The 22,107-nt window shown below is 66.4% G+C and carries 18 protein-coding genes; 13 read left to right on the top strand and 5 right to left on the bottom strand.

What is annotated here, in order from left to right; genetic code table 11:
* The first annotated feature begins 109 nt into the window (after positions 1-109).
* The 4 genes from dnaK to H4O11_RS12935 all read left to right on the top strand — a co-directional run bounded on the left by dnaK (position 110) and on the right by H4O11_RS12935 (position 5,490).
* A complete protein-coding gene (gene dnaK / locus H4O11_RS12950) occupies positions 110-2,032 on the top strand; it encodes a molecular chaperone DnaK (RefSeq protein WP_182339839.1) in 1,923 nt (640 codons plus the stop codon).
* Between the two features lie 156 nt (positions 2,033-2,188).
* Positions 2,189-3,319, top strand: a complete 1,131-nt coding sequence (gene dnaJ / locus H4O11_RS12945) for a molecular chaperone DnaJ (RefSeq protein ID WP_182339838.1) — start codon at positions 2,189-2,191, stop codon at positions 3,317-3,319.
* A 150-nt stretch (positions 3,320-3,469) separates the two neighbouring features.
* Positions 3,470-4,378, top strand: a complete 909-nt coding sequence (gene pdxY / locus H4O11_RS12940; RefSeq protein WP_182339837.1) for a pyridoxal kinase — start codon at positions 3,470-3,472, stop codon at positions 4,376-4,378.
* Positions 4,375-5,490, top strand: a complete 1,116-nt coding sequence (locus H4O11_RS12935; protein WP_182339836.1) for a prephenate dehydrogenase — start codon at positions 4,375-4,377, stop codon at positions 5,488-5,490. The genes pdxY and H4O11_RS12935 overlap by 4 nt, the downstream gene beginning before the upstream one ends.
* A 165-nt stretch (positions 5,491-5,655) precedes the next feature.
* Here H4O11_RS12935 and H4O11_RS12930 read toward each other — a convergent pair whose 3' ends face one another.
* The 3 genes from H4O11_RS12930 to H4O11_RS12920 all read right to left on the bottom strand — a co-directional run bounded on the left by H4O11_RS12930 (position 5,656) and on the right by H4O11_RS12920 (position 8,282).
* Complete coding sequence (locus tag H4O11_RS12930; RefSeq protein ID WP_182339835.1) at positions 5,656-5,847, bottom strand: hypothetical protein; 192 nt, start codon at positions 5,845-5,847, stop codon at positions 5,656-5,658.
* A gap of 70 nt (positions 5,848-5,917) precedes the next feature.
* Positions 5,918-7,684 (bottom strand): ABC transporter transmembrane domain-containing protein, encoded by a 1,767-nt coding sequence (locus H4O11_RS12925; RefSeq protein ID WP_182339834.1) that lies wholly within the window; start codon positions 7,682-7,684, stop codon positions 5,918-5,920.
* A gap of 7 nt (positions 7,685-7,691) precedes the next feature.
* Entirely contained in the window at positions 7,692-8,282 is a 591-nt protein-coding gene (locus tag H4O11_RS12920; RefSeq protein ID WP_182339833.1) for an IMPACT family protein, read from the bottom strand.
* Positions 8,283-8,395: 113 nt separating this feature from the next.
* Here H4O11_RS12920 and H4O11_RS12915 point away from each other — a divergent pair, with 113 nt between their 5' ends.
* From H4O11_RS12915 to H4O11_RS12905, 3 genes are all read left to right on the top strand, one after another.
* Complete coding sequence (locus H4O11_RS12915; protein WP_182339832.1) at positions 8,396-8,989, top strand: LOG family protein; 594 nt, start codon at positions 8,396-8,398, stop codon at positions 8,987-8,989.
* Between the two features lie 252 nt (positions 8,990-9,241).
* Positions 9,242-9,760 (top strand): RNA polymerase sigma factor, encoded by a 519-nt coding sequence (locus tag H4O11_RS12910; protein ID WP_246333482.1) that lies wholly within the window; start codon positions 9,242-9,244, stop codon positions 9,758-9,760.
* Positions 9,757-10,752 carry a hypothetical protein gene (locus H4O11_RS12905; RefSeq protein WP_182339831.1) on the top strand — a complete coding sequence of 332 codons (996 nt, stop codon included), beginning with the start codon at positions 9,757-9,759 and terminating at the stop codon, positions 10,750-10,752. Before H4O11_RS12910 ends, H4O11_RS12905 begins: the two co-directional genes overlap by 4 nt.
* A 226-nt stretch (positions 10,753-10,978) precedes the next feature.
* Here H4O11_RS12905 and H4O11_RS12900 read toward each other — a convergent pair whose 3' ends face one another.
* Positions 10,979-12,475 (bottom strand): aminotransferase class III-fold pyridoxal phosphate-dependent enzyme, encoded by a 1,497-nt coding sequence (locus tag H4O11_RS12900; RefSeq protein ID WP_182339830.1) that lies wholly within the window; start codon positions 12,473-12,475, stop codon positions 10,979-10,981.
* Between the two features lie 210 nt (positions 12,476-12,685).
* On the opposite strand from H4O11_RS12900, the gene queA reads away from it, so the two are divergent.
* The 6 genes from queA (at position 12,686) to fabV (ending at position 19,917) form a co-directional block, all read left to right on the top strand.
* Positions 12,686-13,753 (top strand): tRNA preQ1(34) S-adenosylmethionine ribosyltransferase-isomerase QueA, encoded by a 1,068-nt coding sequence (queA, locus tag H4O11_RS12895; RefSeq protein ID WP_182339829.1) that lies wholly within the window; start codon positions 12,686-12,688, stop codon positions 13,751-13,753.
* Positions 13,754-13,924: 171 nt separating this feature from the next.
* A complete protein-coding gene (tgt, locus tag H4O11_RS12890; protein ID WP_182339828.1) occupies positions 13,925-15,055 on the top strand; it encodes a tRNA guanosine(34) transglycosylase Tgt in 1,131 nt (376 codons plus the stop codon).
* Between the two features lie 131 nt (positions 15,056-15,186).
* The gene (yajC, locus tag H4O11_RS12885) at positions 15,187-15,531 is read left to right on the top strand and encodes a preprotein translocase subunit YajC (RefSeq protein WP_182339827.1); all 345 of its coding nucleotides are present in this window, start codon (positions 15,187-15,189) and stop codon (positions 15,529-15,531) included.
* A 61-nt stretch (positions 15,532-15,592) separates the two neighbouring features.
* Complete coding sequence (gene secD, locus H4O11_RS12880; protein ID WP_182339826.1) at positions 15,593-17,446, top strand: protein translocase subunit SecD; 1,854 nt, start codon at positions 15,593-15,595, stop codon at positions 17,444-17,446.
* Positions 17,447-17,465: 19 nt separating this feature from the next.
* The gene (gene secF / locus H4O11_RS12875) at positions 17,466-18,440 is read left to right on the top strand and encodes a protein translocase subunit SecF (RefSeq protein WP_182339825.1); all 975 of its coding nucleotides are present in this window, start codon (positions 17,466-17,468) and stop codon (positions 18,438-18,440) included.
* Positions 18,441-18,657: 217 nt separating this feature from the next.
* Positions 18,658-19,917, top strand: coding sequence for an enoyl-ACP reductase FabV (gene fabV, locus H4O11_RS12870; RefSeq protein ID WP_182339824.1), 1,260 nt, complete (start codon positions 18,658-18,660; stop codon positions 19,915-19,917).
* 64 nt (positions 19,918-19,981) lie between these two features.
* Here the strand turns inward: fabV and H4O11_RS12865 are convergent, their stop codons facing one another.
* Positions 19,982-22,051: a GGDEF/EAL domain-containing response regulator gene (locus H4O11_RS12865; protein WP_182339823.1), complete on the bottom strand. Its 2,070-nt coding sequence runs from the start codon at positions 22,049-22,051 to the stop codon at positions 19,982-19,984.
* Positions 22,052-22,107: the final 56 nt, after the last annotated feature.

Here is a 22,107-nt window from a genome sequence, read left to right as displayed (position 1 = left end):
CGCTGAACACAGCGTCCCGGAATGGCTTGAATGTTCCACGAGCCTCCCCCACATCCCATTCATCCACCGGCCACGGCCGGATTGACCGAATAATCTTCAGGAGTCCCCCATGGGCAAGATCATTGGTATCGACCTCGGCACCACCAACTCGTGCGTGGCGATCATGGACGGCGGCAAGGCCCGCGTCATCGAAAACTCGGAAGGCGATCGCACCACCCCGTCGATCGTCGCCTACACCAAGGACGGCGAAGTCCTGGTCGGTGCCTCGGCCAAGCGCCAGGCGGTGACCAACCCGAAGAACACCTTCTACGCGGTGAAGCGCCTGATCGGCCGCAAATTCACCGACGCCGAGGTGCAGAAGGACATCGCCCACGTCCCGTACAGCATCCTGGCCCATGACAACGGCGATGCCTGGGTGTCCACCAGCGATGCAAAGAAAATGGCACCGCAGGAAATCTCCGCAAAGGTGCTGGAGAAGATGAAGAAGACCGCCGAGGATTATCTCGGCGAGAAGGTGACCGAGGCGGTGATCACCGTTCCGGCCTACTTCAATGACAGCCAGCGCCAGGCGACCAAGGACGCCGGCCGCATCGCCGGCCTGGACGTCAAGCGCATCATCAACGAGCCGACCGCCGCTGCGCTGGCCTATGGCCTGGACAAGGGCGACAACAAGGATCGCAAGATCGTGGTGTACGACCTCGGCGGCGGCACCTTCGACGTGTCGGTGATCGAGATCGCCAACGTCGACGGCGAGAAGCAGTTCGAAGTGCTGGCCACCAACGGCGATACCTTCCTGGGCGGCGAAGACTTCGACAACCGCGTCATCGAATACCTGGTCGACGAGTTCAACAAGGACCAGGGCATCGACCTGCGCAAGGATCCGCTGGCCCTGCAGCGCCTGAAGGACGCCGCGGAGCGCGCCAAGATCGAGCTGTCCAGCGCGCAGCAGACCGAAGTCAACCTGCCGTACGTCACCGCCGATGCTTCCGGTCCGAAGCACCTGAACATCAAGCTGACCCGCGCCAAGCTGGAAGCGCTGGTGGAAGAGCTGATCAAGCGTTCGATCGAGCCGTGCCGCGTCGCGCTGAACGATGCCGGCCTGCGCTCCAGCGACATCAGCGAAGTGATCCTGGTCGGTGGCCAGACCCGCATGCCGAAGGTGCAGCAGGCGGTGACCGAGTTCTTCGGCAAGGAACCGCGCAAGGACGTCAACCCGGACGAAGCCGTGGCGCTGGGCGCTGCGATCCAGGGCGGCGTGCTGGGCGGCGACGTCAAGGACGTGCTGCTGCTGGACGTGACCCCGCTGTCGCTGGGCATCGAAACCATGGGTGGCGTGTTCACCAAGATCATCGAGAAGAACACCACCATCCCGACCAAGGCCTCGCAGGTGTTCTCCACCGCCGAGGACAACCAGTCGGCCGTGACCGTGCACGTGCTGCAGGGTGAGCGCGAGCAGGCCCGCTTCAACAAGTCGCTGGCCAAGTTCGACCTGTCCGGCATCGAGCCGGCGCCGCGTGGCCTGCCGCAGGTGGAAGTGTCCTTCGACATCGATGCCAACGGCATCCTGCACGTATCGGCCAAGGACAAGAAGACCAACAAGGAACAGAAGGTCGAGATCAAGGCCGGTTCGGGCCTGTCCGAGGACGAGATCGCGCGCATGGTCGCCGATGCGGAAGCCAACCGCGAAGAAGACAAGAAGTTCCAGGAACTGGTGCAGGCCCGCAACCAGGCCGATGCCCTGATCCACGGCACCCGTTCGGCCATCACCGAACACGGCAGCAAGGTCGGCGGCGATGTGATCGGCAAGGTCGAGGCGGCATTGGCCGACCTGGAAACGGCAATGAAGGGCGACGACAAGGCACAGATCGAAGCCAAGTCGAAGGTGCTGGAAGAAGCCGGCCAGTCGCTGTTCGCTGCGGCTTCGGCCGGTGACCAGGGCGCTGCCCCGGGTGCCGATGCTGGCGCCGGTGCCAAGCACGACGACGTCGTCGATGCCGAGTTCACCGAAGTCAAGGACGACAAGAAGTCCTGATCCAGACCGACGCGGGACGTTGCCTGATGGCGACGTCCCGTCGTCGCATCAGGGTCCTGGCCGCCGACAGGCGAGTCGGGGCGCCCGACGCAGGAGCGGACACGGTCCGCTTTTCTGCTTTGACGAATCCCGACGTACCGGAAAGCGATCCACCCCATGAGCAAACGCGATTACTACGAAGTCCTGGGCGTAGCCCGCAGCGCCACCGACGAAGAGCTGAAGAAGGCCTACCGTCGCTGCGCGATGAAGTTCCACCCCGACCGCAACCCGGGTGATGCGGCTGCCGAAGCCTCCTTCAAGGAGTGCAAGGAAGCCTACGAAATACTGGCCGACGGCAACAAGCGCCGCATGTACGATGCCCACGGCCACGCCGCGTTCGAGCACGGCATGGGCGGCGGTGGCGGTGGTCCGGGCGGCCCGGACATGAATGATATTTTCGGCGACATCTTCGGCAACATCTTCGGTGGTGGTGCCGGAGGTCCGCGCCAGTCGCGTCGCGGCGCCGACATCGGTTACGTGATGGAACTGGACCTGGAAGAAGCGGTGCGTGGCATCGAGCGCCGCATCGAGATCCCGACGTTGGCCGAATGCGGCGACTGCGACGGCAGCGGCTCGGAGGACGGCAAGGTGGAAACCTGCAACGTCTGCCATGGCCGCGGCCAGGTGCGCATCCAGCGTGGCATCTTCGCCATGCAGCAGGCCTGCCACAACTGCGGCGGCCGCGGGCAGATCATCGCCCAGCCGTGCAAGACCTGCCACGGCAATGGCCGCGTGGAAGAAGACAAGGTGCTGCAGGTGAAGGTGCCTGCCGGTGTCGATACCGGCGATCGCATCCGCCTGGCGGGCGAGGGCGAAGCTGGTCCGGCCGGTACTCCCCCCGGTGATCTGTACGTTGAAGTGCGCGTGCGTGACCACGCCATTTTCCAGCGTGATGGCGACGACCTGCACTGCGAAGTGCCGATCCGCATTTCGCAGGCATCGCTTGGCGACAGTATCCGGGTGGCGACACTGGGCGGCGAAGCGGAGATACGCATCCCGGCCGAAACCCAGACCGGAAAGCTGTTCCGCCTGCGTGGCAAGGGTGTGCGTTCGGTGCGCAGCCGCACCGAGGGCGACCTGTATTGCCGCGTGGTGGTGGAGACGCCGGTCAACCTCACGCCCGACCAGCGCAAGCTGATGGAGCAGTTCGAAGCCACCTTCGTTGGTGAGGACGCGCGCAAGCATTCGCCGAAGTCGGCGACGTTCATCGATGGCGTCAAGGGTTTCTGGGACCGGATGACGTCCTGACCGACGCGCGCTGCGCACTGTGACGGGCATGGCCCGTCACTACCGGCCGTCACTACCGGGTAGAGCGGGGCCATGCCCCGCTGGGCTTTGTGCACCGGTGCTTGGCATGGCCCGTCACAGCCGGGGTGCTGCACGGCGTAAAATGCGCCGATGAGCGAATCCCTCGATAACCATCTGGTCCACGGCCGCCGTCAGCGGCCCGATGGCCCGTCGCCGATCGATGTCATCTCGGTCCAGTCCCAACTGGTGTATGGCCACGCCGGTAACAGCGCCGCCGTGCCGCCACTGCGCGCGTTGGGCCTGCGCGTGGCGGAAATACCGACCACGCTGCTGAGCAACGCGCCGTTCTACGACACCACGCGCGGCCGAGTGCTGCCGACGGACTGGTTCGCCGACCTGCTGCGTGGCGCCAGCGAGCGCGGCCTGCCGCAGCGTGCGCGCATGCTGGTGTCCGGGTACTTCGGAAGCGTTGGCAATGGAACCGCGTTTGCCGACTGGATCGATGGGGTGCTGCCGGCCTGCCCACAGCTGCGCTATTGCCTGGATCCGGTGATCGGTGACACCCATACCGGCCCCTACGTCGAGCCAGGGTTGGAGAAGGTCTTCGCCGAGCGCCTGTTGCCACGTGCCTGGCTGGTAACTCCCAATGCATTCGAACTCGGTCGCCTGACCGGCATGCCATCGCTGGCGCAGGACGATGCCATCGCCGCAGCGCGCGTTCTGTTGCAGCGCGGACCGGAATGGGTGCTTGCACACAGCGTTTCCGGCGACAGCGGCCAACTGGTCACGCTCGCCGTCGGCAAGGAAGGCATCTGGCGCTGGACATCCCCCTTGCTTGCGGTCGACGTAGCCGGCACCGGTGACGTGCTGATGGCGCTCATCGTGGCCTTCCTGCTGCGCGGGGACGGCATGCAACAGGCGATCGGCCGTGCAGTGGCTGGCACCCATGGTGCCCTCGAGGCGACGCTGGCCAACGGCCATGAGGAATTCGACGTGCTGGCGGCGGCGCCGGCGGCACTGGTGGATGTGGTGCGCTTCAGCGCCGAGCGGCTGGCATGAGCGTGCATCCACGGGTCGTCGGTATCGTGGGCAGCGCTGGCGCCTATGGGCGCTGGCTGGCCCGCTTCTTCGCCGAGCACATGCAGCTGACCGTGATCGGGCACGATCCGGCAGACCCGCAGTCGCATACCCCGGAACAATTGCTGGCCGAAGCGGACGTGCTGGTGTTCTCGGCGCCGATCCGGCACACGCCCGGACTGATCGCCGACTACGTGCGCGCCTCTGCCGGGCGTGAACATGGGCGCTTGTGGCTGGACGTCACCTCGGTGAAAGAGGCGCCGGTGCAGGCGATGCTGGCCTCGCAGGCGGAGGTGGTGGGCCTGCACCCGATGACTGCGCCGCCGAAATCGCCGACGCTGAAAGGCCGCGTGATGGTGGTCTGCGAAGCCCGGCTGCAGCGCTGGCTGCCCTGGGTGCAGGAACTGTGCACGTCACTGCAGGCCGAGTGCGTGCGCGCAACGCCAGCCCACCACGACAAGGTCATGGCGCTGGTGCAGGCCATGGTGCACGCCAGCCACCTGGCGCAGGCCGGCGTACTGCGTGGCTATGGCCCGGAGCTGGGCGACCTTGCCGCGTTGCTGCCGTACCGTTCGGCTTCGTTCGAACTGGATACGGCGATCATCGCGCGCATCCTGTCATTGAACCCGGCCATCTATGAAGACATCCAGTTTGGCAACCCGCACGTAGCGCCGATGCTGCAACGCCTGATCGACCAGTTGCAGCAACTGCAGTCGCAGGTGTTGCAGGGCGACGATGGCGCGCGTGCGCGCTTCCGTCGGCAACTGCTGCTGGATAACCGTGATGCCTTCGGTGAGCAGATCCTGGCCGATGGCAACTACACCTTCGAGCGGGTGGGATATCTGCTGGCCGACCTCACCGAGCGGCAGGCATTGTCGGTGCACCTGCCAGAAGATCGACCGGGTTCCCTGCGTGCACTGCTGCATGTATTCGAGCAGCACGACATCAGCCTGGCGTCGATCCACTCCTCGCGTACCCCGACCGGCGAAGTGCATTTCCGCATTGGATTCGTGCCGGGAAGCAGCGACATGGCCATTGCCGCGGCGGCGGCGGAAGTAGACGACAGCGGAATCGGCAGGGTGCTAGCCCGCTGACGGTTTCATCCACAGGCGGTGTGGATGGTTTTCGCACAAACATGTGGATAACCCAGCGCATCCCTTGCGACAAAAGGTTGTCAAGCCAGGTGGCTATTAATTGGCCACATCCAGCGAATCCCGGTAGCGCCGAGCCATGCTCGGCGGCCCTGCATTCGATTACCCTCAGATGCTCAACCGCAACTCACCACCTGCCGTCGAGAACTCGCGCCCATTGCGGACCAGCACGCGGCCATCCTCCAGTTCATAACGCGGCTCTGCATGTTCGCTGGCTGACGGGGCATCGTCGGCCTTGAACTCGATGATGATGCGGCTTTCGCCATTGGTATCGGTGGCGGGAAACTGACGGAACGACATCGTCTACCTCCTTCTTCAATCAACCACGGTGCGACGCAAGCCTGCGCCGCACCGTGTTAGCCGCGCGTGGTCAATCGATGAACTGCAGCTTGGCCAGGTCCGCGTACAACCCGCCTTCAGCCAACAGCTGCTGGTGCGTGCCCTGGGCGATGATGCGCCCGTGGTCCATCACCACGATGCGGTCGGCCTTGAGGATGGTGGCCAGGCGGTGGGCGATCACCAGCGTGGTGCGGCCGGCCATCAGGCGTTCCAGTGCCTGCTGCACGGCGCGCTCGCTCTGCGCATCCAGCGCGCTGGTGGCCTCGTCCAGCAGCAGGATCGGCGCATCCTTCAGCAGCGCACGGGCAATGGCGATGCGCTGCTGCTGGCCGCCGGAAAGGCGTGCACCACGTTCGCCCAGCTCGCTGTCGTAGCCCTCGGGCAGCGCGCGCAGGAAATCATCGGCCTCGGCGGCGCGCGCGGCCTCTTCCACCTCCGCGTCGGTGGCGTCCAGGCGCCCATAGCGGATGTTGTCGCGCGCACTGGCCGCGAACAGCGTGGGCTGCTGCGGAACCAGCGCCAGCTCGGCGCGCAACGCCGCCGGATCAAGCTGGCGCAGGTCCAGGCCGTCCACCGAGATGCTGCCGTTGCGCGGGTCGTGGAAGCGCAGCAGCAACTGCAGCACCGTACTCTTGCCGGCACCGGAGGGCCCCACCAGGGCGACCGTTTCGCCATGTCGCACATGCAGGTTGAAATGATCCAGCGCCGCGGTATCAGGGCGCTGCGGGTAATGGAACACCACGTCATCGAAGCGGATCTCGCCGCGCAGTGGCGCAGGCAATGCCTGCGGTGCGGACGGAGCGCGGATCTCCACGTCTTCCTGCAACAGCTCGCTGATCCGGCCCATGCCGCCGGAGGCGCGCTGCAGTTCGTTCCACACTTCGGCCAGCGCACCGACCGAACCGCCGCCGATCAGTGCGTACAGCACGAACTGGCCGAGCGTACCGGCCGAAAGGCGGCCGGCGATGACATCATGCGCGCCGAGCCACAGCACCCCCACGATGGCACCGAACACCAGCAGGATGGCGCTGGCGGTGACCAGCGACTGGGCGCGGATGCGTCGCCGCGCTGCGCCGATCGCATCCTTGAGTGCGTGGTTGAAACGGCCCTGCTCGTAGGGTTCGCGTGCATGTGCCTGCACCGTGCGCACCGCGCCCAGCGTTTCGGCTGCCAGGCTGTTGGCATCGGCGATGCGGTCCTGGCTGTCGCGCGAGATGGCACGCAGGCGGCGCGCGCCCAGGATGATCGGCAGCACGGCCAGCGGGATGCCCAGCAGCGACCATGCCGCCAGCCGCGGGCTGGTGACGAACAGCATCACCAGGCTGCCGACCACGGTGACGCTGCTGCGCAGGGCGACCGACATCGTCGAGCCGATCACGCTGCGCAGCAGCTCGCTGTCGGCGGTCAGGCGCGATACCAGTTCGCCGCTGCGGTTCCGGTCATGGAAGCCGGCGCCGAGGGTGATCAGGTGCGCATACAACTGGCCGCGCAGGTCGGCGACGACCTTTTCACCCAGCAGCGAGACGAAGAAGAAGCGCGCGGCAGTGGCCAGCGCCATCACGATCGCGACCAGCAGCAGCAGGGCAAATGCACGGTTGATCTGGCCGCCGCCGGTGAACCCGTGGTCGATCATCTGCTTGACCGCCGGCGGCAGGCTGAGCGTTGCGGTGGAAGACACCGCCAGCGCCACCAGCCATGCGCTGAACAGGCCGCGATGGCGACGCACGAACGGCCACAGGGTGCCGAGGCTGCCAAGGCGGCGCAGGGCAGGGCGGCTGGAGGTTTCAGGTTCGGTCATGCGCGGGTCACTCGGAAAGTACGCTCAAGCGTATGCGGTTACGGGTGGCGTCGCGCAGGCGCGTTTTCAATGCATCGCACTGGTCGGCCGGCACTTCGATGGTGACGGCCACGCCGTCGGCGTCGAATGTTTCGTCGAGCTTCTGCGCCGCATGTGCCGCCAAGGCGGCGTGCAGCGCCCCCAGGTCGTCGAAACCGGCACGCACCTGCAGGGTTGCCAGTGCCACCAACGGCAGCCGGGGCGCGCTGCGCAGGCATTCGGCCGCCGTGCCTCCATAGGCGCGTACCAGCCCGCCTGCGCCGAGTTTGATGCCCCCGTACCAGCGGATCACCACCACCATCACCCGATCGAAGCCCTGGCCGTCGATGGCGGCGAGGATCGGCCGTCCGGCCGTGCCTGCCGGTTCGCCATCGTCACTGGAGCGATAGTCGTTGCCGACACGGTAAGCCCAGCAGTTGTGCGTGGCATCGGCGATGGCGACCCGCTGCAGGAAGGCCAGCGCCTCGGTGGCATCGGTGACCGGTGCGGCAAGTGCCTGGAAACGACTGTGCTTGATGTCCTGGCAGTAGTCGACGGCAGCGGCGAGGGTATCGGGCATGTCCCTGCGATTTTACCCGGTAGAGCAGGGCCATGCCCTGCTGGTCTGCCGGCCGCCTGCAGCCCGGCCCGCCTCGGGCGATAATGTCCCGTTCCCACTGCAACCAGATCCCCATGAAGTCCCTTTGTGTCTACTGCGGCTCCAATCCCGGCAGCAAGCCGATCTATACCGAACGCGCCATCGCCCTGGGCGACCGCATTGCCCGCGAAGGCATGCGACTCGTCTACGGTGGCGGCAACGTTGGCCTGATGGGTTCGGTGGCCAACGCCGTGCTGGAGGCGGGCGGTGAAGTAACCGGCGTCATTCCGCAGCAACTGGCCGACTGGGAGGTGGCGCACCGTGGCCTGACCTCGCTGGAGATCGTCGGTTCGATGCATGAGCGCAAGTCGCGCATGTTCGATCTGTCCGATGGCTTCGTCGCCTTGCCTGGCGGCTTCGGCACCATGGAAGAGATCTTCGAAATGCTCACCTGGCGCCAGCTCGGCATCGGCAACAAGCCGTGCGCGTTCCTGGACGTGGACGGATTCTATGCACCGCTGCTGGGCATGATCGACCGCATGGTCGAAGAGCGTTTCCTGCACCCGGCCCAGCGCGCCGACCTCTGGTACGGCTCGGACATCGACGAAATGCTGGAGTGGATGCAGCACTACAGCCCCGCGCAGGCCTCCAAGTGGATCGACGAGAAGGTCCGCGGCGCCCTCCGCTGAGCAAAAAAGGGGACGGAGGGGATTAAGTCGTATCCGGCACCCAAGGGGCCAGATACGACTTAATCCCCTCCGTCCCCTTTTTTGCTGGTGCAACCCCGTTGGGGGCGTTCGTGCGTTGACGCTGGATGCATGATGAGCACCGCGCCCCTGGCTGCACCCACCCCGTCGTCCATGCCCGGCTATGCGCCGTCGCAGGCAGGGCTTACCCTGTGGGCCGTGGATACTGCGGCCCTGCCAACCGACGAAGCCTTGATGCTGGCCTGGGCCGGTGGTGACCTGCCCGCGTTCCAGGCCCTGTACGAGCGCCACCGAAGGCGCCTGCATGGGTTCCTGCTGCGCCAGGTGCGCGATCCGGCGCTGGCAGAGGAGATATTCCAGGACGTCTGGCAGCGGGTGATCGCCGCACGTACCGGTTGGCAGCCGGACGCCGCCTTCAGCACCTGGCTGTTCCGCATTGCCCACAACCGCCTGAACGATCATTGGCGGGCTGCGCGCCATCGCCCCCCTGCGCCAGCCGATGCTGACGAACGCGTGTTGGCGTTGGCCGACGAGCAGACGCCGGAAAGCGAACTGAGTGCATTCGAGCAACGCCGCCGCCTGCAGTTGGCCATGGAGGAACTGCCACCGGACCAGCGCGAGGTCCTGCAGTTACGGCTGGAACAGGAATTGAGCCTGGAAGAAATCGGGCAGATCACCGGCGTCGGCCGGGAAACCGTCAAATCGCGCCTGCGCTACGCGATGGACAAGCTGCGGGCAGGGTTGAACGCATGAACCGCCACGATCCCTTGACTCCCGAAGAACGCGAGCTGGCTCGCCTGCTGGGACGCCCGCAGGACCATGGCCCGGGCGCGGCAGTAGATGCAGCGATCCTGGCCGCTGCACGCGCGGCGGTGCAGGCCAACCCGGCATCGCCAGGCGATGACGCACAGGTCCCTGCGGCGCAGGCCAGCGAGCGACGCCTGAAGGCGCGCCGCCGCGCCCGCTGGCCAACGGTGTTCGGCGTTGCTGCGTCGGTGGTATTCGCTGTCGGCCTGGCCTGGCAGATGCGGCCGGAGCCGCCGGCCGCGCCGGTGATGGAAGCACACGCTCCGACACCGACCTCCGCACCCTCGCGTGCGGCGGGCGGCGACCAGGGCGGCGACCTGGCCGAGGCGCCTGCAGCGGCGCCCCAGGCGGCTTCTGCCCCTCCCGAGCGCGCAGAGGTACACGTGCCGCCCCGTGCCGCGCGGGCTGCTGTCCAGGATGCGCCGTCGGAACCTGTGCACCCGCAGGCACCGGCCGCCACCGCCGCGCCGAAGTCCACGGGCGCGCCACCTGCGGCACCGGCACCTGCGCCAGGGCCTGCGTCAGCGCCAGCGCCGCCGGGTGCAGCTGCCGCTCCCCGAGTGGCTGCAGCCACCAGGAATGCCGACGCCAGCGTGCTGCCGGATGCCTCTGCCGCATCGGCGGCGGAGCGGGTGCAGAGGGCGCCGGAACGTCATGTTGGCGCAGCGCCGGCGATGGCGCGCAGCCTGCAACGTGCGCCCGCCGCCAGTGCCCCAGGTGTCATGGGCGGTATCGCTTCGTCCACGCTGAGCGCAGGTGACGTGCAGGACCAGGTGCTGGCAGATTCCCAGCTGTCGCGCCGCAAGTGGTTGCAGAAGATCCGCCACCGCCGTGACGCCGGAGAAGTCGACCTGGCCCGGGCCAGCCTGGAGCGGTACCTGCTGCAGTATCCGGAAACGCGTTTGCCGCGCGATCTGCAGCCGTTGTTGTCGGATTGACCACAAGCCGCCGAACAGGATTCGGCGGCATGGGTGGGTTGGCCGCCGGGCGACGGGCCGCCGGGCATGGCCCGGCGCTACGGGGTGCGTGGCGGGGTTCGTGGGCCGCGGGCGACGGGCCGCCGGGCATGGCCCGGCGCTACGGGGTGCGTGGCGGGGTTCGTGGGCCGCGGGCGACAAACCGCCGGGCATGGCCCGGCGCTACGGGGGCGTGGCCCGGGTGGGGTCAGGCGGCGGCCGCCTGCTCGCGGCGCGGACCTTCGCGCAGGGCGCGTCCGACCAGGCCGACCAGCAGTTCCAGCTCTTCGCTGTCCATGCCGAAGTGCGGGGTGAACCGAAGCGAGTTCTCGCCGCCGTGGATGACGTTGATGCCATGGCGGCGCAGCCATTCCTCGGTGGAATTGGCGCCGTAGCACTTGAACTGCGGTGCCAGTTCGCAGGAGAACAGCAACCCGGTGCCCTGCACCCTGGTGATCAGGCCACCCAGCTCATCCTTCAGTTTTTCCAGCCTGCGCACGGCTTCGGCACCGCGTTCGGCGATATTGCGGCGCACCTGCGGCGTCAGCTGCGCCAACGTGGCACAGGCCACCTCCAGCGCACGCGGGTTGCTGGTCATGGTGTTGCCGTAGATGCCCTTGCGGTACAGCTGGGCGGTACGCTCGTTGACCGCAAGCACCGACAACGGATACTGCGCGGCATTCAGCGCTTTCGAATAGGTTTCCATGTCCGGCGGGTCCAACCCTTCGAAGCCGGGGTAATCCACCACCGACAGCACGCCATGCGCGCGCAGGCCGGCCTGGATCGAATCGAGCAGCAGCAGGCTGCCATGGGCGGCGGTCAGTTCACGCGCCAGCGCATAGAAGGCCGGCGGCACGGAGCGGCCGGGATCGCCTTCGCCCATCACCGGTTCCAGGAATACCGCCTCGATGAACCATTGGTTGCGCGCGGCATCGTCGAACACCGCACGCAGCGCCGCCTCGTCGTAGGGCGCAAGGGCGATCACCGAATCTTCGTTGCGGTAGCTGGCAAGGTGCTGCTGGTAGGTGCGCCGGCTGGAATCGGAATACAGCGCAGGGCGATCGGTACGGCCATGGAAGCTGCCCTTGATGACCACCCGCTTGACGGTGGCCCCGGCGTGTCGCGCACCCGGATCGGTCTGCAGCTTGCTGTTGACGTCGGCGATGCGTGCCGCCAGGCCTACCGCTTCGGAGCCGGAATTGAGGCACATGAATCGTGCGTACGGGCAACCACCGCGACGGTGCCCGATCTCCGCGCGCAGTGCGCGCACGAAACGTTGCTGGGAAAGGCTGGGGGTCATGATGTTGGCCATCACCTGCGGCAGCGCCATGGCCTGCATCACCGCTTCCGGGGTATGCCCGAAGCCGAGCATGCCGTACCCACCGGCGTCATACAGCACGGCCCCCTTCAGCGTGACCACCCACGGGCCGCGCGCCGCCAGCGCCACATAGGGCGTGACCGCGTCGTCGGCATAGAAATTGATGAAGCCATCCTGCATCGCCGCCACCTGCGCCTGCTCGTCCAGGGCCAGCACGTCGGCCAGCCCGTCCTGTACGCGTGCGAATTCTCCAGCGGCTGCTTCCACCGCTGCGACCAGCTGCGGGTGGCGCGGTGCCAGCTGGTCCAGCGTGGCATCGTCCAGGCCGGTGGTCAGGCGGGTGCCGGGGCAGGCGCGCAAAGGGGCGAGGCGTTCGATGAAGCTCATTGCAGATCTCCTGAAACGATAGGTCGCACGGCCCTGAAATGCAGAACGCGCGTCATGGGCGCGCGCTCGGATCGGCTCGTGCATCGGACTTCCGATTCGATGCTAGCACGCGGTTTTTTGCGCGATAACCCCGCCTGTTTGCTGCTGCATGGCAGCATTTTCCCTGACGTTCCTTGCTGGATGCATTGTCTCCCGGTAGCCGGTCGTACAATGCGCGCCATTGTCGACCTGTTGCCATCCACTGCCTTGAAGAAGTCCGATTTCCACTATGACCTTCCTGCCGAGCTGATCGCCCAGGCACCGCTGGCCGAGCGCTCTGCCAGCCGCCTGCTGCTGGTGCCGCCCTCTCCCGCAGGTTTCACCGATGCACACGTGCATGATCTGCCGACGCTGCTGCGTGCAGGCGACCTGCTGGTGTTCAACGACACCCGGGTGATACCGGCGCGGTTGTTCGGGCAGAAGGCAACCGGCGGCCGGGTGGAAATCCTGATCGAGCGCCTGCTGGGCGGGCAGCAGGCACGGGCCCAGGTCGGTGCCAGCAAGACGCCGAAGGCGGGCAGCCGGATCGCGCTGGACGCCGGCGGCGAAGCCGAGGTGCTGGGCCGCGACGGCGAATTCTACGTGTTGCAGTTCCATGTGCCCGAGGCATTGGAGCAATGGCTGCTGCATGCCGGACGGCTGCCGTTGCCGCCCTACATCCAGCGCGAGCCGGGACTGGACGACCGCGAGCGCTACCAGACCGTGTTCGCCCGTGAAGTGGGGGCCGTGGCCGCGCCGACGGCTGGCCTGCATTTCGACGAGCCGCTGCTGGCTGCGCTGCGCGACAAGGGCGTGGACTTTGGCCATGTCACGTTGCACGTGGGGGCGGGTACCTTCCAGCCGGTGCGCGCCGAAGAGCTGAAGGACCATGTCATGCACCGCGAATGGCTGAACGTGGGAGCCGGGCTGGTGCAGCAGGTCCGGCGCACGCGCGAAGCCGGTGGCCGGGTGATCGGCGTCGGCACCACGGTGGTGCGGGCGCTGGAAAGCGCGATGCGCGATGGCGAACTGCTGCCGTTCGCAGGCGAGACGCAGATATTCATCACCCCGGGATACCGGATCCGCAGCGTGGACGCGATGGTGACCAATTTCCACCTGCCGGAAAGCACGCTGCTGATGATGATCTCTGCGTTCGCCGGCAAGGAGCGCGTATTCGAGGCCTACCGCCACGCCATCGAACAGCGCTACCGCTTCTTCAGCTACGGCGATGCGATGTTGTTGTTCCCGCAGGCGGGTTGAGGCGCGACGCCACCCATGCATGGCGTGGATCTGCCACGTCGCCCCGGCAGCGCCGGGCCATGCCCGGCGAGCGCACCTTGCGGCCCGATGCCCGCCTGGCATGGCCCGGCGCTACCTGTAGGTGCACTGTTTGGGGGACAATAGGCGACTATCTGTCCAAACAGCCGCACCATGTCCCGACTGCAGTTCCAGCTCCAGACCACCGATGGCCGTGCCCGTCGTGGCCGCCTCACGTTCCCGCGCGGAACCGTGGAAACCCCCGCATTCATGCCGGTCGGCACCTATGGCTCGGTCAAGGGCATCTTTCCTGACCAGGTTCGCGCGCTGGGCGCGGAAATCATCCTCGGCAACACCTTCCACCTGTACCTGCGGCCCGGCCTGGATGTCATCGCCGACCACGGCGGCCTGCATGGCTTCGCGCGGTGGGATGGCCCCATCCTGACCGATTCCGGCGGCTTCCAGGTGTTCTCCTTGGCGCACCGGCGCAAGATCACCGAACAAGGGGTCACCTTCGCCTCGCCGACCGACGGGGCGCGGGTCTTCCTCGGTCCCGAAGAAAGCATGAAGATCCAGAAAGTGCTCGATTCGGACGTCGTGATGATCTTCGACGAATGCACGCCGTACCCGGCCACCGAAGACGTCGCCCAGCGCTCGATGGAGCTCAGCCTGCGCTGGGCCCGGCGCAGCCGCGACGCCCATGACGCACTGGGCAACGATGCGGCATTGTTCGGCATCGTCCAGGGCGGCGTGCATCCCGGCCTGCGCAGCCGCTCGGCCCATGCCCTGCAGGAGATCGGTTTTGACGGTTATGCCATCGGTGGCCTGGCGGTAGGCGAGCCGGAGCATGAACGCAATGCCATGCTCGACCACCTGCATCCGGAGCTGCCGGCGGACCGCCCGCGTTACCTGATGGGCGTGGGGCGCCCGGAAGACCTGGTGGAAGGGGTCGCCCGGGGCGTGGACATGTTCGACTGCGTGATGCCGACCCGGAACGCGCGCAACGGCCACTATTTCACCGCGTTCGGCACCGTGCGCATCCGCAATGCGCGCTACGAGCGCGACATGGACCCGATCGAGCCGGGTTGCGGCTGTTTCGCCTGCAACGGCGGCTATACCCGGTCCTACCTGCGCCACCTGGACCGCTGCAACGAAATGCTGGCTCCGATGCTGGGCACCCTGCACAACCTGTTCTATTACGAGAAACTGATGGCCGACATGCGTACCGCCATCGCCGCGGGAACCTTCGATGCCTTCCGCGTGTCTTTCTACGCAGCCCGCGGGGCGTCGGTGCCGCCGTTATAAGTGGCCCGACCCTGCCGAAGGGCCCAAGGACGAACGTCCGGGCCCGTGGCATACTTCACGGCTGACCCCGATCCGCGGTCGACACGCCGCGCCCCCCGGGGCCGGAGCGCCGCCCAACCAAAGGACCCACGATGAACCTGATTGCCTTCCTGATTCCCGCCGCCCACGCCCAGGCCGCTGGCGGCCAACCGCAGGGCATGGGCCTGAGCACGCTGCTGTTCCCGGTCATCCTGATCGCCATCATGTACTTCCTGATGATCCGCCCGCAGATGAAGCGGCAGAAGGAGCACAAGGCCATGCTGGAGAAGATCAAGCGCGGCGATGAAGTGCTCACCAACGGCGGCATCGCCGGTGTGGTGATCGACATCGGCGACAGCTTCGTGACGCTCGAAGTGGCCGAGAACGTGCGCATCCGCGTGCAGAAGGGCGCCGTCGGCAACGTGCTGCCGGCCGGTACCCTGAAGTCGGCCGTCTGAGCCACTCCCTTTCCGATGCACAACCGCGGCGCCGGGGATGGCGCCGCGCGGGACCCTAGCAATGCTCGAATTTCCACGCTGGAAGTACGTCGTCATCCTGATCGTCCTGGCGATCAGTACGCTGTACGCGCTGCCCAACATCTACCAGAAGGATCCGGCCATCCAGATCACCGCCAACCGTGGCGGGCAGATCGATGATGCCCTGCGCGAGCGGGTGCTGGCCGACCTCAAGCAGGCCGGCGTGACGCCGATGGCAGCGGAAGCGGAAGGCGACAGCCTGATCGTCCGCCTGCCGGACCTGCAGGCGCAGACTGCCGCCAATGACGTGCTGAAGCAGAGCGTCGGCGAAGATTACGTGGTCGCGCTGAACCTGGCATCCACCGTGCCGGACTGGCTGTCCAACCTGGGCGCGCGTCCGATGACGCTGGGCCTGGACCTGCAGGGCGGCGTGCATTTCGTGCTGCAGGTGGACCAGAAGGCCGCGCTGGACAAGCGCCTGGATGCCTACACCGAAGACGTGCGCACCAGCCTGCGCGATGCGCGCATTCCGTACCAGTCGGTCGAACGCCGTGCCGACAACAGCATCGTCGCCAACCTGAGCCCGTCGGCGGGCGAGGGTGCCGGCCTGCGTGCCCGCGACGCGCTGTTCAAGTCGCAGCCGACGCTGCGCTACGAGGTCGGCGGCAACCGCGTGACCGTCAGCCTGCCGGATACCGAGCTGAACGAGATCGCCAACGGCGCCATCGAACAGAACGTCAACACGTTGCGCAACCGCGTCAACCAGCTCGGCGTGGCCGAGCCGATCATCCAGCGCCAGGGTGCCGACCGCGTGGTCGTGCAGCTGCCCGGCGTGCAGGACACCGCCGAAGCCAAGCGCATGATCGGCGCGACCGCGACGCTGGAATACCGCGCGGTGATCGAAGGCAATGCCCAGGACGCCATCGCCAGCGGCCGCATCCCGCCGGAAGCCAAGGTGTACCAGCTGCGCGACAACCGCGGGCCGGTGCTGCTGGCCAAGCGCGTGATCGTCACCGGTGACCAGATGGTCGCCGCGCAGGCGATGACCGACCAGAACGGGTCACCGGCGGTCAGCGTCACGCTGAACAACGTCGGCGGCCAGCGCATGTTCGACTTCACCAGCGCCAACGTGAACAAGCCGATGGCGGTGGTCTACACCGAACGCGTCCCGACCGTGGAGACGGTCGACGGCAAGGAAGTCCGCAGCTTCCGGGTCAAGGAAGAAGTCATCTCGGTGGCCAACGTCAACGGTGTGTTCGGCAAGAACTTCCAGACCACCGGCCTGGAGAAGCGTGAGTCCGAAGATCTCGCCAAGCTGCTGAAGTCCGGCTCGCTGGCTGCGCCGATGGACTTCGTCGAAGAGAAGATCGTCGGCCCCAGCCTGGGCGCGGAGAACGTGGAACGCGGTGTCACCGCGGTGGGCTTTGCGTTCCTGTTCACCCTGGTGTTCTTCACCATCTACTACCGCATGTTCGGCGTCATCACTTCGGTGGCGATGCTGTTCAACCTGCTGATCGTGGTCGCGGTGATGTCGCTGTTCGGTGCCACGATGACCCTGCCGGGCTTTGCCGGCCTGGCGTTGTCGATCGGCCTGTCGGTGGATGCCAACGTGCTGATCAACGAGCGTATCCGCGAAGAGCTGCGTGCCGGCATGCCGGTCAAGGCGGCCATCGTGGCCGGTTACGAGAAGGCCTCGGGCACCATCCTCGACGCCAACCTGACCGGCATCCTGGCCGGCGTGGCGCTGTATGCGTTCGGTACCGGCCCGCTGAAGGGCTTCGCGGTGACCATGATCGTCGGCATCATCGCCTCGATGTTCACCGCCATCACCGTTTCCCGTGCCCTTGCCGTGCTGCTGTATGGCCGTCGCAAGAAGCTCAAGACCCTGGCCATCTGACGGGAAAAGGATCAATACCATGAAATTGTTTCCGCTCCACCTGATCCCGAACGACACCAAGTTCGACTTCATGCGCACCCGCTGGATTGCCGTCGGCATTGCAGCGCTGGTGTTCATCGCCTCCCTTGGCAGCATCATCGGCAAGGGCTTCAACTACGCACTGGATTTCACCGGTGGCACCGTGGTGGAAGTACGCTTCGACCGGCCAGCCGACGTCGACGCCGTGCGCGAGCACCTGGAAACCGCCGGTTATGCCGGTGCCCAGGTGCAGAGCTTCGGCAGCGGCAGCGACCTGCTGATCCGCCTGCAGCCGCAGGAAGCGGCTGAAGGTGAAAGCGCTGGCGAGGCCAACAACCGCACTGCCGAGGCGGTGCGCACGGCGGTATCGCTGCAGGACAACGCGGCTGCCGTGTTGTCGTCGGAGTTCGTCGGCCCGCAGGTCGGCAAGGAACTGGCGCTCAATGGCCTGTACGCGGCGCTGTTCGTGCTGGTCGGGTTCCTGATCTACATCGGCTTCCGCTTCGAATGGAAGTTCGCGGTGGTGGCCATCATCACCACGCTGTTCGACGTGCTGGTGGTTGCCGCCTACTTCTCCTTCAGCGGCCGCGAGTTCGACCTCACCGTGCTGGCCGGCCTGTTGTCGGTGATGGGCTTCTCCATCAACGACACCATCGTGGTGTTCGACCGCGTGCGCGAGAACTTCCGCAGCCTGCGCGTGGAGCCGCTGGAAGTGATGAACCGTTCGATCAACCAGACCCTGTCGCGCACCATCATCACCTCGCTGGTGTTCTTCCTGTCGGTGCTGGCGCTGTACCTGTACGGCGGTGGTTCGCTGGAAGGGTTGGCGCTGAGCCAGATGATCGGCGCGGTGATCGGCACGCTGTCCTCGATCTTCATCGCCTGCCCGCTGCTGACCATGGGCATGCTGGCGGTGACCAAGCAGGACCTGCTGCCCAAGGCCAAGGACGTGGAAGCGCTCGCGCGCCGCCCGTAACGCCCCACGCAGCACCGGAGAAAGGAAAAGCCGCACACCGTGCGGCTTTTTCTTTTCTTCCAGGCAGGCATGGCCCCGCTCTACCGCGCCGCACACCGCCTCGGCCGGGGCGCCTGCATACGCCGCCGTCGGTTGTGCATATTGCCCGCGCGCACTACGATTCCAGCGTTTCGTGCACGTGCATTGCGCGCCGCACCTGTCCCGTACCGAGGTATCCATGGTCATCAAACCGCGCGTCCGCGGCTTCATCTGCGTCACCACCCACCCGACCGGCTGCGATGCCGCGGTCAAACAGCAGATCGACTTCATCAAGGGCAAGCCGAAGATCGCCAACGGCCCGAAGAAGGTACTGGTGATCGGCGCCTCCACCGGCTACGGCCTGGCTGCGCGCATCACCGCCGCCTTCGGCAGCGACGCCGCCACCCTGGGCGTGTTCTTCGAAAAGCCGGGCAGCGAAACCAAGCCCGGCAGCGCCGGCTGGTACAACTCCGCCGCGTTCCACAAGTACGCCGCAGAGGCCGGCCTGTATGCCAGGAGCATCAACGGCGACGCGTTCTCCGATGAAGTGAAGGCCAAGGTCATCGAACTGATCAAGGCCGACCTCGGCCAGGTCGACCAGGTCGTCTACAGCCTGGCCTCGCCGCGCCGCAGGCACCCCAGGACCGGTGAGGTGATCAACTCCACGCTGAAGCCGATCGGCGAGCCGATCACCCTGCGCGGACTGGATACCGACAAGGAAAAGCTGACCGAGACCCACCTCGAGCCCGCCAGCGCGGAAGAAATCACGGGCACCGTGGCGGTGATGGGCGGCGAGGACTGGCAGATGTGGATCGACGCGCTGGCCGATGCCGACGTGCTGGCCAACGGCTGCACCACCACCGCCTTCACCTATGTCGGCGAGGAGATCACCCAGGCGATCTACTGGAACGGCAGCATCGGCGCGGCGAAGAAGGACCTCGACCAGAAAGTGCTGGGCCTGCGCGAGAAACTGGCGAAGATCGGCGGCGACGCACGCGTATCGGTGCTGAAGGCAGTGGTGACCCAGGCCAGTTCGGCCATCCCGACCATGCCGTTGTACCTGTCGCTGCTGTTCAAGGTGATGAAGGAAAAGGGGACGCACGAAGGCTGCATCGAGCAGCTGGATGTGCTGTACGACATCCTGTACGGCGGCAAGGCCGAAGGCACCGCAGTTGACCGGCTGCGCCACGACCTTGTCGACGGCCAGGGCCGTCCGGTCGCGCTGATCGACGGCGAAGGCCGCCTGCGTGCGGATTACAAGGAAATGGCGCCGGAAGTGCAGGCGGAAGTGCTCGCCCTGTGGCCGCAGGTGACCAACGAGAACCTGTACGAGATCAGCGACCTGGCCGGCTACAAGGCGGATTTCCTGCGCCTGTTCGGCTTTGGCGTGGAAGGCGTGGACTACGACGCCGATGTCGACCCGGACGTGAAGATCGCCAACCTGGTCGACCTGACCTGACCGATCAGCCCCGCCGAGCATGGCTCGGCGCTACGGAGGCGCGGGCGGCATCCTGCCGGCCGCGTCAACCGAAATCGAACTCCATCCGCGGCGTGGCCACGCCGACGAATTCGCCCTGCACGTAATCCACCCCGGCACTGAACAGCAGGGTCATCGAATTGGCATCGGTGATGAACTCGGCGATGGTGGCGATGCCGGCTTCCTGCGCCCGCGCGGTGATTTCCTTGATCTTGTCGAAGTTCTCGCGGGTGCTGGCCAGGTCGCTGGTGAAGCTGCGGTCCAGCTTCAGGAACTGCGGTTGGAAGTGCGCCAGCAACTGGAACGAATCCAGCCCGGTGCCGAACTGTTCCAGGCCGATGCGGCAGCCCAGCGGGGCGACATCGCGCAGGAACTGCTGGGCATTGCGCAGGTGGGTGAACACCTTGGCTTCCGGTGCATGCAGCCACAGCCGGTTGCCTGCTATCCCCTGCGCCTGCAGTTGCTGGCCCAGGAGGGCGATCAGTTGCGGGTCGGCGAAGGATTCGGGGGTGATCTTCACCAGCATCTGCGTGGCGCGCCCGGCGCGTTGCTGCTCGCCCAGGATGGCGATGGCACGCGACACCACCCAGCGGTTGATGTCTGCCAGCAGCCCGTGCTCTTCGGCAATGCCGAGGAAAGCCGCCGGGCTGAGCAGTTCGCCATTGTGGTCCAGGCGCAGGTAGGCCTCGTACAGCTCCAGCGGCTCGCCCTGCAGGTTCAGTACCGGCTGGTAATGCAGCTGGAAGCCATCGCCGGCCAGCGCCTCGCGGATGCGCGACACCCACAGTGCGATGCGTTCTTCTTCCACGCGGTCGGCAGCGGCAGGGTCGAAGATGCGCACGGTGTTGCCCAGTTCGGCGGCCGATTGCGCGCATTCGGTGGCACGTGCCAGTACCTGTCCGATGCTGGCGATCTTCTCGCCGACCTGTACGCCACCGATGCTCACGGTCACCGTTGCAGAGCGTTCGCCGATGCTGAAGACATGCGCGGCATATGCCTGGCGGATGCGTTCGGCCAATGCAGCGGTATCGGCGTAGGAGCCGTCCAGCAGCACGGCGAAGCTATGCTCGCCAAAGCGCGCCAGCCTGGCCTGGCCGGCGACGGTGCGGTCGAGCAGCGAGGCCAGTGCGCCGATCAGCGCGTCGGCCGAATCCAGGCCGATATCCGGCAGCAGCCGCACGTAATGGTCCGGCTCGACCAGCAGCAGGCCGGAACGGCCTTCGCTGCGCCCGGCCTGGGCCACCGCGTTCTCCACGTGCACCATGAAAGTAGGGCGGTTCAACAGCCCGGTCACCTGGTCGCGCTGGCGCAGGTCCTCCACTTCCCGGGCCAGTTCCGGGTCCAGCTCCAGCCGGCGGCGGAACACCACCTGCAGGCAGGACTCGCCCTCGTACGTGGCCGGGGTGAACTCCATGGTCGCGGCGAATGCGCTGCCATCCTGGTGGCGCGCATCGATCTGGTACTGCGGTGGTGGCGCTTCGCCCTTGCTCAATGCCTTCAGCAACTGCTTGAAGCCGTCCACGTCCTGCGCCGCGACCATGTCCAGCAGCGAAATGCCTTCCACGTCGTCGAAATGCTGGAAGCCGAACATCTCCAGGTAGGCCTCGTTGGCCCGGATGTGCATGCCTTCGTGGATATAGGCGATGGGCTCGCGCGAGGAGGCGATCAAGGCATCGCAGCGCCGCTCGGTTTCGCGCATCTGCGCTTCGATGCGGCGCAGGCCACGCCGCGCCTGCAGGTCCACCCACTGGTCGCGCAGCACCGCAAGCAGGTGCGCGTTGCGTTGGCGCAGCGCCAGCGCACGCACGCCCTGTGCACTGGCTTCCACCAGCGCATCTTCTTCGATGCGATCCACCAGCAGGATCAGCGGCACGTCCTTGCCGCTTGCGGCGATCTGCTGTGCTACCTGCGCCAGGCCGATCGCCTGCACCGGTGCCGCCAGCACCAGGTCGATGGCCTGGCTGGCAAGTACCTGCCCCAGTTCGGCCGCATCCTGCGGCCGCCAGGGCCGCACGGCGATGCCACTGTTGCGCACGGCGCTGACGATGGCCTCGGCGTTGTCGCCGCTGTCATCCACGATCACCAGGCGCAGGGTGATGTCATTCGAGTTCTGCATTCATCGCTCCCCAAGCTGCGCATTACATACACGATGCACGTCCGTCGGTCCATGCG

Source organism: Stenotrophomonas tumulicola, from assembly GCF_014117215.1.
GTDB lineage: Bacteria > Pseudomonadota > Gammaproteobacteria > Xanthomonadales > Xanthomonadaceae > Stenotrophomonas > Stenotrophomonas tumulicola.
The sequence above is the reverse complement of the archived record's forward strand: the minus strand, read 5'-3'. Positions and strand labels throughout refer to the sequence as shown.

Coding starts and splice junctions, on each gene's coding strand:
- dnaK (WP_182339839.1), top strand. CDS start 110: ATGGGCAAGATCATTGGTATCGACCTCGGCACCACCAACTCGTGCGTG.
- dnaJ (WP_182339838.1), top strand. CDS start 2,189: ATGAGCAAACGCGATTACTACGAAGTCCTGGGCGTAGCCCGCAGCGCC.
- pdxY (WP_182339837.1), top strand. CDS start 3,470: ATGAGCGAATCCCTCGATAACCATCTGGTCCACGGCCGCCGTCAGCGG.
- H4O11_RS12935 (WP_182339836.1), top strand. CDS start 4,375: ATGAGCGTGCATCCACGGGTCGTCGGTATCGTGGGCAGCGCTGGCGCC.
- H4O11_RS12930 (WP_182339835.1), bottom strand. CDS start 5,847: ATGTCGTTCCGTCAGTTTCCCGCCACCGATACCAATGGCGAAAGCCGC.
- H4O11_RS12925 (WP_182339834.1), bottom strand. CDS start 7,684: ATGACCGAACCTGAAACCTCCAGCCGCCCTGCCCTGCGCCGCCTTGGC.
- H4O11_RS12920 (WP_182339833.1), bottom strand. CDS start 8,282: ATGCCCGATACCCTCGCCGCTGCCGTCGACTACTGCCAGGACATCAAG.
- H4O11_RS12915 (WP_182339832.1), top strand. CDS start 8,396: ATGAAGTCCCTTTGTGTCTACTGCGGCTCCAATCCCGGCAGCAAGCCG.
- H4O11_RS12910 (WP_246333482.1), top strand. CDS start 9,242: ATGCTGGCCTGGGCCGGTGGTGACCTGCCCGCGTTCCAGGCCCTGTAC.
- H4O11_RS12905 (WP_182339831.1), top strand. CDS start 9,757: ATGAACCGCCACGATCCCTTGACTCCCGAAGAACGCGAGCTGGCTCGC.
- H4O11_RS12900 (WP_182339830.1), bottom strand. CDS start 12,475: ATGAGCTTCATCGAACGCCTCGCCCCTTTGCGCGCCTGCCCCGGCACC.
- queA (WP_182339829.1), top strand. CDS start 12,686: ATGCGCGCCATTGTCGACCTGTTGCCATCCACTGCCTTGAAGAAGTCC.
- tgt (WP_182339828.1), top strand. CDS start 13,925: ATGTCCCGACTGCAGTTCCAGCTCCAGACCACCGATGGCCGTGCCCGT.
- yajC (WP_182339827.1), top strand. CDS start 15,187: ATGAACCTGATTGCCTTCCTGATTCCCGCCGCCCACGCCCAGGCCGCT.
- secD (WP_182339826.1), top strand. CDS start 15,593: ATGCTCGAATTTCCACGCTGGAAGTACGTCGTCATCCTGATCGTCCTG.
- secF (WP_182339825.1), top strand. CDS start 17,466: ATGAAATTGTTTCCGCTCCACCTGATCCCGAACGACACCAAGTTCGAC.
- fabV (WP_182339824.1), top strand. CDS start 18,658: ATGGTCATCAAACCGCGCGTCCGCGGCTTCATCTGCGTCACCACCCAC.
- H4O11_RS12865 (WP_182339823.1), bottom strand. CDS start 22,051: ATGCAGAACTCGAATGACATCACCCTGCGCCTGGTGATCGTGGATGAC.